The following is a 13,169-nucleotide window of genomic DNA, read 5'->3' as shown; positions in this document are numbered from 1 at the left end:
GGACAGAGTCACGCGAACTGGGTAGAATCGGGGTTTCCCGATCCTGCCCTTTTTGCTTTTATGGCCCGCCTGCCTCGCCTCGTCGTTCCCAACCAGCCTCATTACATCATCCAGCGTGGCCTGAACGGCCAGGAAGTGTTCCTCGATGATGAAGATTTCAGCAGTTTTATCGCCTGGATGCGCGCTGCCGCCCGCCAATACAAGGTGGCGGTACACGCTTACACCCTTTTGCCAGGTGAACTGCACCTGTTAGCCTCGCCCAGCGATGAAGATGGCCTGGGCGGCATGATGCAGTGGATCGGGCGCCACTATGTCCCTTATTTCAACCAAAAGTACTCCCGTGCCGGCACATTATGGCAGGGGCGCTATAAAACCTCGGTGCTCGAAGCCGAGCGCTACTTCGTTTCCTGCTCTAAATACATTGAATTCGCCGCGGTGCGGGCGCGTCTGGCCGAGGGGCCGGAACATTACCAGTGGTCGAGCTATCCGCACCATGCCGGCATTCGCCAGGACGGGGCGGTCAACGACCATCCGCTCTACTGGGCACTGGGCAACACGCCATTCCAGCGCGAGGCGGCCTATATAGAACTGGCGGCGCAGGGGCTGGCGGGCGCGGAAACGCGGGCGATCGAGAGCGCAGCGCTGAAAGGCTGGCCATTGGGCAGCGACAAATGGAAGGCAGAGCTGGAGCGGCGCATGAAACGGCAGGTATTGCCGGCAAAACGCGGACGCCCGCAGAAAAGCGCAGACTCTGTCCCTGATTAAAATTCCCAGAGACTGATGCTGAATTAATCTGACTCCGACCCTAATTGTTTTTGTTGCGCGATTTTGTGCATTGCACTACTCTGGATTTTCGTGAGTAAAAATTCAGCGGAGAAATGCATGGAAGCGCAAGGTTTGTACAACCCAGCCAACGAACATGACGCCTGTGGCGTCGGTTTCGTCGCCCACATCAAAGGCAACAAGAGCCACTCGATCGTCGAACAGGGTCTGCTGATCCTGAAGAACCTGGACCACAGGGGCGCGGTCGGCGCGGACAAACTGATGGGCGACGGCGCCGGCATCCTGATCCAGATTCCCGACCAGTTCTACCGCGATGAAATGGCCAAGCAAGGCGTGGAACTGCCGCCGCCTGGCGAATACGGCGTCGGCATGGTGTTCCTGCCGAAGGAAAATGCCTCCCGCATCGCCTGCGAACAGGAAATCGAACGCGCCGTGCGCATCGAAGGCCAGGTTGTGCTGGGCTGGCGCAATGTGCCGATCGACTCGGAAATGCCGATGTCGCCGCGCGTGCGCGAAAAAGAGCCGGTCATCCGCCAGATCTTCATCGGCCGCGGCCAGGACGTGATGGTGACCGATGCGCTGGAACGCAAGCTGTACGTGATCCGCAAATCGTCCGGCCACGCGATCCAGGCGCTGAAGCTGATCCACGGCAAGGAATTCTTCGTGCCGTCGTTGTCGGCCCGTACCGTCGTGTACAAAGGCCTGCTGCTGGCTGACCAGGTCGGCGTGTACTACAAGGACCTGCAGGATCCGCGCTGCATCTCGGCGCTGGCGCTGGTGCACCAGCGCTTCTCGACCAACACCTTCCCTGAGTGGCCGCTGGCCCACCCATACCGCCTGATCGCGCACAACGGCGAGATCAACACCGTCAAGGGCAACTTCAACTGGATGCGCGCTCGCGAAGGCGTGATGAAATCGGCGGTGCTGGGTGAAGACCTGCAGAAGCTGTTCCCGCTGATTTACGAAGGCCAGTCCGACACCGCCTGCTTCGACAACGCGCTGGAATTGCTGCTGATGGCGGGCTACCCGCTGGCACAAGCAATGATGATGATGATTCCGGAAGCGTGGGAAAACCACACGCTGATGGACGACAACCGCAAGGCCTTCTACGAATACTACGCGTCGATGATGGAACCATGGGACGGCCCTGCCGCCATGGCCTTCACCGACGGCCGCTATATCGGCGGCACCCTGGACAGGAACGGATTGCGGCCTGCGCGTTATATCGTGACCGACGACGACCTGGTGGTGATGGCGTCCGAATCGGGCGTGCTGCCGATTCCTGAGTCGAAGATCATCCAGAAATGGCGCCTGCAACCAGGCAAGATGTTCCTGATCGACCTGGAAGCCGGCCGCATCATCGACGACAAGGAGCTGAAAGACACCTACGCCAACGCCAAGCCATACAAGGCATGGATCAACGCGGTGCGCATCAAGCTGGGCGAGCTGAAAATGAGCGAAAGCCAGACCGCAGCCAACGTGGCCAAGTACGGCCCGGCCGCCGGCGAGAAGCCATCGGCATCGCTGCTGGACCGCCAGCAGGTGTTCGGCTATACGCAGGAAGACATGCGCTTCATCCTGGCGCCAATGGCGATCAATGGCGAAGAAGCTGTCGGCTCGATGGGCAACGATTCGCCGCTGGCCGTCACTTCCAACAAACTGAAGCCGTTGTACAACTACTTCAAGCAGCTGTTCGCCCAGGTGACCAACCCGCCGATCGACCCGATCCGCGAAGCGATGGTGATGTCGCTGGTGTCCTTCATCGGCCCGAAACCGAACCTGCTCGATACCAACAACGTCAATCCGCCGATGCGCCTGGAAGTGGCGCAGCCGGTGCTGGGCTTCGACGACATCGCGCGCCTGCGCACCATCAGCCAGCACACCGGCGGCAAGTTCAAGTCCTATGAGCTGAGCATCTGCTACCCGCTGGCCTGGGGCAAGGAAGGCGTGGAAGCGTCGCTGGCATCGCTGTGCGCGGAAGCAGTCGACGCGGTGAAATCCGGCCACAACATCCTGATCATCTCCGACCGCACCGTCGGCCCGGACCGCGTGGCGATCCCGGCCCTGCTGGCAACGTCCACCATCCACCTGCACCTGGTGAGCAAAGGCCTGCGCGCCTCCACCGGCCTGGTGGTGGAAACCGGCTCCGCCCGCGAAACCCACCATTTCGCCCTGCTGGCGGGCTACGGCGCCGAAGCCGTCCACCCTTACCTGGCGATGGAGTCGCTGGCCGAACTGGCGCACTCTCTGCCAGGCGACCTGACTCCGGAAAACGCCATCTACAACTACACCAAGGCCGTTGGCAAAGGCTTGATGAAGGTGATGTCGAAGATGGGCATCTCCACCTACATGTCCTACTGCGGAGCGCAGATCTTCGAAGCCGTTGGCCTGAACCGCCAGCTGGTCGACAAATACTTCCGCGGCACCCAGTCGAACGTGGAAGGCATCGGCCTGTTCGAGGTGGCCGAAGAAGGCTTGCGCCTGCACAAGCTGGCCTTCGGCAACGACCCGGTGCTGGCCGACGCGCTGGACGCGGGCGGCGAATACGCCTACCGCGTGCGCGGCGAAGACCACCTGTGGACGCCGGATGCTATCGCCAAGCTGCAGCACTCGACCCGTTCCAACAATTACTCGACCTATAAAGAGTACGCCCAGCTGATCAACGACCAGACCAGGCGCCACCTGACGCTGCGCGGCCTGTTCGAGTTCAAGATCGACCCGGCCAAGGCGATCCCGCTGGACGAAGTGGAACCGGCCAAGGAAATCGTCAAGCGCTTCGCTACCGGCGCCATGTCGCTGGGTTCGATCTCGACCGAGGCGCACGCCACCCTGGCCATCGCCATGAACCGCATCGGCGGCAAGTCCAACACCGGTGAAGGCGGCGAAGACCCGCGCCGTTACAGCAACGAGCTGAAAGGCATCCCGATCAAGGTCGGCGCGACCCTGGCTTCCGAACTGGGCAAGGAGCAGGTGGAAGCGGATATCCCGCTGCAGGAAGGCGACTCGCTGCGTTCGCGCATCAAGCAGGTGGCATCCGGCCGCTTCGGTGTGACCGCGGAGTACCTGAATTCCGCCGACCAGATCCAGATCAAGATGGCGCAGGGCGCCAAGCCGGGCGAAGGCGGCCAACTGCCGGGCCACAAGGTGTCCGAATACATCGCGCAGCTGCGCTTCTCGGTACCGGGCGTGGGCCTGATCTCGCCGCCGCCGCACCACGACATTTATTCGATTGAAGACCTGGCGCAGCTGATCCACGATTTGAAGAACGCCAATCCGCGCGCTTCGATCTCGGTCAAGCTGGTGTCGGAAGTCGGTATCGGTACCGTCGCTGCCGGCGTGTCGAAAGCCAAGGCCGACCACATCGTGGTGGCCGGCCATGACGGCGGCACCGGCGCCTCGCCGCTGTCCTCCGTCAAGCATGCGGGTACGCCTTGGGAACTGGGCCTGTCCGAAACCCAGCAAACCCTGGTGCTGAACGGCCTGCGCAGCCGTGTGCGAGTGCAGGCCGACGGCCAGATGCGTACCGGCCGCGACGTGGTGATCGCCGCCCTGCTGGGCGCCGACGAGGTAGGCTTCGCTACCGCACCGCTGGTGGTGGAAGGCTGCATCATGATGCGCAAGTGCCACCTGAATACCTGCCCTGTCGGCGTTGCGACGCAGGATCCGGAATTGCGCAAGAAGTTCCAGGGTAAGCCGGAACACGTGGTGAACTACTTCTTCTTCGTCGCTGAAGAAGCGCGCCAGCTGATGGCGCAACTGGGCATCCGCACCTTCCAGGAACTGATCGGCCGGGCCGACCTGCTGGACAAGTCGAAAGCCATCACCCACTGGAAAGCACAGGGCCTGGACTTCAGCAATGTGTTCTTCCAGCCGAAAGTGGACGACGGCATGACCATCTTCCACAGCGAACAGCAGGACCATGGCCTGGACAAGGCGCTGGACCTGAAACTGATCGCGCAAGCCCGGCCGGCGCTGGAGAAAGGCGAGCGCGTCTCCTTCATCTCGCCGGTGAAGAACGTCAACCGCACTGTCGGCACCATGCTGTCGGGCGAAGTGGCCCTGAAGTACGGCCATGCCGGCCTGCCGGACGACACCATCCACATCCAGCTGCAAGGCACCGCGGGCCAGTCGGCTGCGGCCTTCCTGGCAGCCGGCATCACCATCGACCTGGTGGGCGAAGGCAACGACTACGTCGGCAAAGGCCTGTCGGGCGGCCGCATCATCGTGCGCCCGAACACCGAGTTCCGCGGCTGGGCTGTGAATAACATCATTGTCGGCAACACCGTCATGTACGGCGCCGTTGCCGGCGAAGCCTTCTTCAACGGCGTGGCCGGCGAGCGCTTCGCCGTGCGTAACTCCGGCGCCACCGCGATCGTGGAAGGCCTGGGCGACCACGGTTGCGAATACATGACCGGCGGTACCGTGGTGGTGTTGGGCGCCACCGGCCGCAACTTCGCGGCGGGCATGTCGGGCGGTATTGCCTATGTGTACGACCCGGACGGCGAATTCCACAGCAAGTGCAATATGTCCATGGTGAGCCTGGAAGAAGTGAAGGCGGCCGCCGACCAGCAGGTCGACAAGGCCACCTGGCACAGCCAGCATCGCAATGGCGAACCGGAGGCCGATGAAACCATCCTCAAACGCTTGATTGAGCGCCACTTCAAACACACCGGCAGCACGCGCGCGCGCCTGTTGCTCGACAACTGGAACGAGAGCCGTGCCAAGTTCGTCAAAGTGTTCCCGAGCGAGTACAAACGCGCCCTGGTGGAAATGGCAGACAACGCCGCGATCGAAGCGGAAACTCAAGCAATCGCTGCGTAAGAGAGGATCAGAAAAATGGGTAAGATCACCGGTTTCATGGAATTCCAGCGCCAGGAAGAAAGCTACCTGGCACCCGAGGCTCGCCTCAAGAACTACAAGGAGTTCGTCATCCACCTGAGCCACGACCAGGCCAAGGTGCAGGGCGCACGCTGCATGGACTGCGGCATCCCCTTCTGTAATTCGGGCTGCCCGGTCAACAACATCATCCCGGACTGGAATGACCTGGTTTATCGCGGCCACTACCGTGAAGCGCTGAATACGCTGCATTCGACCAACAACTTCCCCGAGTTCACGGGCCGCATCTGCCCCGCGCCTTGCGAAAGCGCCTGTACCCTGGGCATCCACGAGCTGCCGGTCGGGATCAAGTCGATCGAACACAAGATCATCGACGAAGGCTGGGAGCACGGCTGGGTCGTGCCGCAGCCGGCCGAAGTCAAAACCGGCAAGAAAGTTGCCGTAGTCGGCTCCGGTCCTGCAGGCTTGGCCGCCGCGCAGCAGTTGGCGCGCGTCGGCCACGACGTCACCGTGTTCGAGAAGGCCGACCGCATCGGCGGCCTGCTGCGCTACGGCATTCCTGACTTCAAGATGGAGAAGGTCCACATCGACCGCCGCGTCGAGCAGATGGAAGCGGAAGGCGTGAAGTTCCGCACCTCGGTCCTGATCGGCAAGGATTTCCCGGCGAGTGTCGCCAACGGCTCCAAGGAAACCATCTTCCCTGAAGACCTGGAAAAAGACTTTGATGCAGTGGTGATGGCCGGCGGCGCTGAAGCACCGCGCGACCTGCCGGTGCCGGGCCGCGAGCTGAAAGGCGTGCATTTCGCGATGGACTTCCTGCCGCAGCAGAACAAGGTCAATGCCGGCGACAAGGTCAAGGACCAGATCAAGGCCACCGGCAAGCACGTGGTCGTGATCGGCGGCGGCGATACCGGTTCCGACTGCGTCGGCACCTCGAACCGCCATGGTGCCGCCAGCGTCACCCAGTTCGAACTGATGCCAATGCCGCCGGAGCAGGAAAACAAGCCGATGGTATGGCCTTACTGGCCGACCAAGCTGCGCACCTCTTCCTCGCATGAAGAGGGCTGCGAGCGTGACTGGGCTGTCGCCACCAAGCGCCTGGAAGGCAAGAACGGCAAGGTCGAAAAGCTGGTCGCCTGCCGCGTCGAATGGAAAGACGGCAAGATGACCGAAGTGCCGAACTCGGAATTCGAAATGAAGGCCGACCTGGTGCTGCTGGCCATGGGCTTCGTTTCGCCGGTGGCCCAGGTGCTGGATGCCTTCGGCATCGACAAGGATGCACGCGGCAATGCGCGCGCCCAGACCGAAGGCGACAACAGCTACAAGACCAGCAAGCCAGGCGTATTCGCAGCAGGCGACATGCGCCGCGGCCAGTCGCTGGTGGTGTGGGCGATCCGTGAAGGCCGCCAGTGCGCCCGCGCTGTCGACGAGTACCTGATGGGCAGTTCGGTCCTGCCGCGTTAATCCCTTCCCAAAAGTCAAGCGTGCCTGCGCGCACGCTTGACCTTTCTTAAGCAGTTGTCATACAACTACGGCCCCGTTCCACCCGATACTGCGGCGTTTCCGTCGCACGAATTACTTTTTGGAAATCTTTTTGCGCAATTTCAGGTATTGTTATAGGATGTCTGACGACATGGGTTGTTTGAACTAAGTTTCTGACATGTCACTTCCTCTTTAACAATTTCTGGAGATATCTAGGCTATGAAGAAAAGCTTCATTTGCGGCGCCCTGATGTTGATCTATTCCGCCAGCTCACTTGCGGCCGATTGGCCAAGTGGCTATTCCAAGTGCTCCGACCAGGGCGGCACCTGTAGAGTTGGCAGCAGCAGCCGCTCGGTTTCTTACGGCATCAAAGACAAGTGGGTCATCAAGACCCTCGTGGGCGACATCAAGTGCGACACCGGCACGTTTGGCAGCGATCCTTACCCCGGCGTGACCAAGAAGTGCGCCATCGGAGCGCTGGCCGGCACTGACCCGACGCCGACGCCAACGCCGACCCCAACTCCAACCCCAACCCCGGCGCCATCCGCCAACGCCACCAAGGAGGCCGCGCCTTCCACCGGCTGGGCAGGACAAGGCAGCGGCACGACGGGCGGCGCCGCAGCGCCTTCCTCGGCTATCTACCTGGTCAACACCGGTTCGCAACTGGTCGCCGCGCTCAAGGCGCAAGGCGATAATCCGAAGATCATCAAGCTGCAGGGCACCATCAATATGGCTGCCGCGGACAACGGCGGCCCGTTCAAGAGCGCTACCGATGAAGGCTTGCGCCTGCAAATCAAACCTGGCAGCAACACCACCCTGATCGGCGTAGGCAGCGATGCACGCCTGGTCAATGGCAACATCGTGCTGAGTGGCGTGCAGAACGTCATCATCCGCAACCTGACGATCCAGAATCCATGCTCGCTCTACCCTGTCTGGGATCCGAACGATGGCAGCAGCGGCAACTGGAATTCGGAGTATGACGGCATCACCGTCTCCGGCTCCCGCAACGTCTGGGTCGACCACAACGTCTTTACCGACGGCTCGATAACGGACGACAAGCTGCCGGTCGAAAACGGCAAGGTCAAGCAGTGCCACGACGGTGCGCTGGATGTGAAGAATGGCTCGGACTACGTGACCGTATCGAACAACCGCTTCGAACTGCACCAGAAGAACAACCTGATTGGCTCTTCCGACAGCCGCACTACGGACGATGGCCACCTGACTGTCACCTTCCACAACAACCACTTCCTGAACGTGGCGGAACGAGGTCCTCGCGTACGGTTCGGCAAGGTGCACTTGTATAACAACTACTTCGAAGGCTCGCGTTCGCACGCCGTCTACCCGAACCACTACAGCATTGGCGTCGCCTACAAGGCCAAGATCATCTCGCAGCACAACGCCTTCGATATCGCTGGCGCTTCGAGCTGCCCGAATGTCGTGACCAACCCAGGTTCGTCCAGCAAGACCGGCGCGATTACCGATGCGGGCTCGCTGCTGAATGGCGCCGCGCTCGACGTAGCCGGCAAATGCAGCTTCAGCAACCAGGTCGGCTGGAGCGTGCCGTACTCGGTGACGCCGATGAATGCATCGGCCGTGAAGGCATCAGTATTGGGTAATGCAGGGACCGGCAAGATCACGGTGAACTGATTCCCGCCCTGGTCAAGCGCACAGTCCTGTGCGCTTGACCGGATTGGCCGCATTCACATCCCTCTTTCCAGCAGGGCAAGCTGCTCGTACCGGCCAGGCTTCAGGCGATAGAGCTGGGCCGGCCGGTGCGCGGCGCCGCTCGAGTAAGCACCTTCGACCGGTTCCAGCATGTCCATTTCGCCGATCTTGCGCCGGAAGCTGACCTTGTTGATCGATTCGCCCATCAGCGATTCATACACGCGCTGCAGCTGCGGCAGCGTGAATGTGTCGCCTGCCAGGTAGCAGGGCAGGGACGAATACTGGCTCTTGCTGCGCAAACGGGCGACTGCCGCACGGATAATTTCCAGGTGATCGAACGGCAGCTTCAAGGGCTTGTCGACACTGGCGAGCCGCATGTCCGGATGCGCGCCATCGCCAATGAGCCCGGGCGGAACCAATGCATAATAAACAATCGATACCGACCAGCCGCGCGGGTCGCGCGCTGGGCCTGAAAAGGTGGCCAGCTGCTCCAGGTAGGGCGGCGTTATTCCTGTTTTCTCTCTCAGGACCCGCAAAGCGGCATCCTGCGCATCGCCATCTTCGCGGGGATGGATGTAGCCTCCCGGCAGCGCGGCTACGCCCTGGAAAGGTTCGTGGCTGCGGTTAAGCAGCGCCACTTTCAGCACATCGTCCTGCAGGGCCAGCAGGACAACGTCGACGGTGCAGATCACTTGTTGCATTGCCGGTATCTTGGGAGGTCTTAGTATGAAGATTATACTAAGCAGACACTTAGTTGCAAAACTATCCTAAGTGACTTAGACTGTCTTCATAGGCTTTGCAAAGGCAATTCGTATGAATGAATACAGCATCATCCCCATCCGGCCCCTCACTGGCGACATTTCGGCAAAGCTGTTTGCGGCACCCGTACTTTCGGCATTGCCAAAGTCTGTTCCAACCGTCGCGTTCCGCGCCCCCGATCCTGCCGACGAAGAGCGCTGGCGCTGGCACAGGATCGGCGGCCAGGCTTACCGCATCGCCCAGCCGGTCACCTTTACGCCTTACGCTTCGGCGCAGCCATGTTCCGCACGTTGCCGCTTCTGTTCGGAGACCCTGGTCGAAACAGGCGCCGCGCGTCCATCCAGCGGATTGCGGCCTGGCCCGGACTACTTCGCCGGCCTGGAAAGCGCGCTCCATGAACTGCGAGGTTTGCCTCTTTCATATTCATTGTCCGGGCTGGAAACCACCGACGATGCAGGCTGGATGGGTGCGATGCTCGACGTTCTTGCGCGGCATGCGGCCGTTTCTCCAGTGCTGAACCGCGTGCTGTACTCGAACGGCGCGGGCTTGGCCGTACCCTCGCAAGGCGAAGCACTGCTGCAACGGCTGGCAGGCTTCGGCCTGGATTGGGTGGAGCTGTCACGGCACCACTTTGATGAAGCGGCCAACCAGTCGATCATGCGCTTCAGGCATGGCATCGAAGTCCAGTACCAGCAGCCTTTTGAAGCGATGGTGCGCAGCCTGGCGGACAGCGTGAATGTGAAGCTGGTTTGCATCGTGCAGCAGGGCGGGGTGTCGCGGGTGGACGACATCATGCGCTATCTGGCGTGGGCCCATGGATTGGGTATCCGCTCTGTCATCTTCCGCGAATTCTCGAAACTGGACGACGGCTACAGGGCCAATGTCACGGCGCGCTACATCGGTGCGGCGCGCGTGTCGATGAATGCCCTGCTGGCGCAATGCCTTGCCGCGCCGGTATTCGCCGGCGATTTCGCCTTCGAACAGGTTACCGAAGGCTATTACTTCTGGAACCTGCGCGGCAGGTTCAGGGATATGCAGGTTACGTTCGAGGCGTCCGACTATTCGCAGATGCACCGGCAGCACGATTCCGGGAACGTCTACAAGCTGGTATTCCATGCCAACGGCAATTTGTGCGGCGACTGGAATCCGGAGCGTCATGTGCTGTTTGCAGCAAGCCGGCAGGAGCAGGCCAATGGATGACAACAGCTGGCTCCTGCTGCGCGAGCGTGACCAGGCATTCGACCTGCCGCCCGACTTGGCGGCGCGCGATGCCTTCGGCGCGCGCGATTGCGGCTGGGTCGAACAGATGCGGCCCTTTATCCGGCACTTTTCACCTGCGGCCGGGCTGGTGGTCGATCCGTTCAACGGCTTTGGCACAACCCTGGTCGCCGCTTCGCTCGAGGGACGGCGCGGCATCGGTATCGAGCTGGAGCAAGCGCGCGCTGCTATCGCGACGGAGCGCTTGCAGCGGCTCGGTGCGCGCAACCAGCTTGTACTATCCGGCGACCTGGTCGAATTGGCCGCATCCCTGCCCCAGGCTGACCTCATATTGACGAATGTCCCCTATTTCGGCTGCCGCTGGCAATGCAGCGATGACGCGGCGGCGCAGTTGTATAGCGCGCGCAGCTATGCGGATTTCCTCGGCATGTTCTATCGCGTGCTGAAGGCGCTGAAGCCGGCGTTGCGCGATGGCGGGCACCTGGTCGTGATGGCGGAAAATTTGCGTATCGGCGCCCATTTCGTGCCGATGGCATGGGATATTGGACGCATGCTGGCGGAGCATTTCACTCTCGTTGACGAGCGCATCCTGCTCTACCCACGTCCAGCGCAAGCACTGCCGCCAATGGCGGTGCAGAGCAACCGCTCCCACGAGTACGCGCTGATTGCCCGTAAGGAGCCCAGGCCGATCGATCTGCAAGACAGCCTGCGCTGCCTGCACGAATTGGCGGCGGACTTTCCCGAGGCGATAGTCTATGGCGGCTTTGCGCGCTGGCTGGCGCTGGAAGAGGAGGCTGGCTTGCCGTCCGATGTCGACCTGCTGGTGCCGGATAACCCCGAGCGGCTGGCTGGTATGGCGCGCTGGTTTGAGGCGCACGGTTTCCAGGTCACGCGCTGGGGCCAACCCATGGGTTGGGAGGCAGCGCCGGCGGCGCTGAACGGCGCTCACTATTTCCGTGCCCAACGGCTTCGGGCCAATGGCGGCTTATGCGTGTTCGATGTCTGCTTTGAAGACGCCATTATTGCATTTGACGTTGCCGCCGGCCAGGCGAGACGGATCGACGGACTCTCGGTCCTGCCCACGGCCAGGCCGCAGTCCACATAGGAATGGCGTAGAAGCAGCTATAGTTCGCGAGCCTGGCGGGGCATGAGTGGTAAGTGATGACTCCAACCCGTGGCCATGGCTTCGGCCAGTGCCTGGAAGTCCGTGTTCTTGCTGATGTCGTTCCGGACCCTGCAGAATTCCTGGTCCCGATTGAATAGCGATGCGGCGAGCCGGCGGCCTGCGACCGTAATGCCGGTGGTTTTGTCCAAACGGATTTCGGTAAACTTTGCAAATGCCTGCGGCAGGTCCTGGCTGGACTCTTTCAGGCATGCCGCAAGATGCCATGCGTCTTCCAGCGCCTGGCATGCGCCTTGGCCAGATGTTGGAAGAGAAGCATGTGCCGCATCGCCTATCGCTATAACGTTGTCCCTATGCCAGGTCCCGATGGGGTCGTGGTCGTGGACGTAAATCTTGTTCATCCGCTCAAGCGGGGTGTGTTCAATCATTGCCTGGATCGGGGCAGGCCAGCCAGCGAAGGCGGAGGCCAGTTCATCCTTGTAATGGGCCGGCACCTTTGGCGAGATCTCGGTGCAAGCGACACCGCCAGCCCAGTACGCCTTATTTCCTGCGACAGCAACTATGCCGAAGCGCTCTCCCACGCCCCAGTAATCCGAGACTTCAATCCTGTCGAAGTAATCTCCTTCAAGCTCGCAAACCCCAACCCAATTGATAAATCCCTGGTAGACGGGGGTGTTATTACCATGCACGTAGCGCCTTGCAGGGGAAGCCATACGACCATCGGCGCCAATAATGACGTCGGCCGTTATCGCCTGGCCATTCTGGAACTGGACTTCCGCTTGCCCTGCGCTTCGCGGCCTGATGCTTATGACCGTTTTCCCGAATTCCACGAAGCCGCCCAAGGATGCCAGCTTCGATTCGAGGATGCCCTGGAAGTCGCTCCGCAGTATTGAAAGGCTGGGATAGCCCATCTGCTTGTTGATCAGTTCGATATCTATCGAACCCAGGAATTCGCCGCTACGGGAAAGCCGCCGCATGCTTGCCGGGGAGCCCGCGACCGACTTGACGGCGTCCAGCACGCCGAGCTGCTCGAGAACGAAGCACGCGTTGGGCCAGGCGACTATGCCGGCGCCTATGTTCGATGAGGCAGCATGCCGCTCATAGATGGAAACGTCAAAGCCCATCTGCTTAAGAAGAATGGCGGAGCTGACGCCCGCAACGCCACCACCCAGGATCGCTATTTTCAACGGATTGATCTCACTGTGACTGGCGCTTGGCGCTGGGAACCCACCGCAACTGGGCGATGGTTTGCCTGCGCAGCAAGCAGTTGCGCGTACAGGTTTTTCTGGTAGCTTTTCGAATC

The 13,169-nt window shown here is 61.2% G+C and carries 8 protein-coding genes; 6 read left to right on the top strand and 2 right to left on the bottom strand.

Annotated elements, in window-relative coordinates; genetic code table 11:
• The first annotated feature begins 60 nt into the window (after positions 1–60).
• The 4 genes from ASD07_RS28915 (at position 61) to ASD07_RS28900 (ending at position 8,748) form a co-directional block, all read left to right on the top strand.
• On the top strand, positions 61–765 hold the full coding sequence (locus ASD07_RS28915) for a transposase (protein WP_055939043.1): 705 nt from the start codon (positions 61–63) through the stop codon (positions 763–765).
• Positions 766–882: 117 nt separating this feature from the next.
• Entirely contained in the window at positions 883–5,604 is a 4,722-nt protein-coding gene (locus tag ASD07_RS28910) for a glutamate synthase-related protein (RefSeq protein ID WP_055939040.1), read from the top strand.
• A gap of 15 nt (positions 5,605–5,619) precedes the next feature.
• The gene (locus ASD07_RS28905; RefSeq protein ID WP_055939037.1) at positions 5,620–7,083 is read left to right on the top strand and encodes a glutamate synthase subunit beta; all 1,464 of its coding nucleotides are present in this window, start codon (positions 5,620–5,622) and stop codon (positions 7,081–7,083) included.
• A gap of 237 nt (positions 7,084–7,320) precedes the next feature.
• Positions 7,321–8,748 (top strand): polysaccharide lyase family 1 protein, encoded by a 1,428-nt coding sequence (locus ASD07_RS28900; RefSeq protein WP_055939033.1) that lies wholly within the window; start codon positions 7,321–7,323, stop codon positions 8,746–8,748.
• A gap of 53 nt (positions 8,749–8,801) precedes the next feature.
• Here the strand turns inward: ASD07_RS28900 and ASD07_RS28895 are convergent, their stop codons facing one another.
• The gene (locus ASD07_RS28895) at positions 8,802–9,467 is read right to left on the bottom strand and encodes an NUDIX domain-containing protein (RefSeq protein WP_055939030.1); all 666 of its coding nucleotides are present in this window, start codon (positions 9,465–9,467) and stop codon (positions 8,802–8,804) included.
• 112 nt (positions 9,468–9,579) lie between these two features.
• Between ASD07_RS28895 and ASD07_RS31970 the strand changes: the two genes are divergently transcribed.
• Entirely contained in the window at positions 9,580–10,725 is a 1,146-nt protein-coding gene (locus tag ASD07_RS31970; RefSeq protein ID WP_055939028.1) for a hypothetical protein, read from the top strand.
• Positions 10,718–11,848 (top strand): DNA methyltransferase, encoded by a 1,131-nt coding sequence (locus ASD07_RS32125; protein WP_055939026.1) that lies wholly within the window; start codon positions 10,718–10,720, stop codon positions 11,846–11,848. Before ASD07_RS31970 ends, ASD07_RS32125 begins: the two co-directional genes overlap by 8 nt.
• 17 nt (positions 11,849–11,865) lie before the next feature.
• Here the strand turns inward: ASD07_RS32125 and ASD07_RS28880 are convergent, their stop codons facing one another.
• Positions 11,866–13,053 carry an FAD-dependent monooxygenase gene (locus ASD07_RS28880; RefSeq protein WP_055939023.1) on the bottom strand — a complete coding sequence of 396 codons (1,188 nt, stop codon included), beginning with the start codon at positions 13,051–13,053 and terminating at the stop codon, positions 11,866–11,868.
• Between the last annotated feature and the right edge of the window lie 116 nt (positions 13,054–13,169).

It is taken from the genome of Duganella sp. Root336D2 (assembly GCF_001425005.1).
Lineage (GTDB): Bacteria > Pseudomonadota > Gammaproteobacteria > Burkholderiales > Burkholderiaceae_D > Rugamonas.
This window is presented reverse-complemented; position numbering and strand designations above follow the sequence as displayed.

Coding starts and splice junctions, on each gene's coding strand:
- ASD07_RS28915 (WP_055939043.1), top strand. CDS start 61: ATGGCCCGCCTGCCTCGCCTCGTCGTTCCCAACCAGCCTCATTACATC.
- ASD07_RS28910 (WP_055939040.1), top strand. CDS start 883: ATGGAAGCGCAAGGTTTGTACAACCCAGCCAACGAACATGACGCCTGT.
- ASD07_RS28905 (WP_055939037.1), top strand. CDS start 5,620: ATGGGTAAGATCACCGGTTTCATGGAATTCCAGCGCCAGGAAGAAAGC.
- ASD07_RS28900 (WP_055939033.1), top strand. CDS start 7,321: ATGAAGAAAAGCTTCATTTGCGGCGCCCTGATGTTGATCTATTCCGCC.
- ASD07_RS28895 (WP_055939030.1), bottom strand. CDS start 9,467: ATGCAACAAGTGATCTGCACCGTCGACGTTGTCCTGCTGGCCCTGCAG.
- ASD07_RS31970 (WP_055939028.1), top strand. CDS start 9,580: ATGAATGAATACAGCATCATCCCCATCCGGCCCCTCACTGGCGACATT.
- ASD07_RS32125 (WP_055939026.1), top strand. CDS start 10,718: ATGGATGACAACAGCTGGCTCCTGCTGCGCGAGCGTGACCAGGCATTC.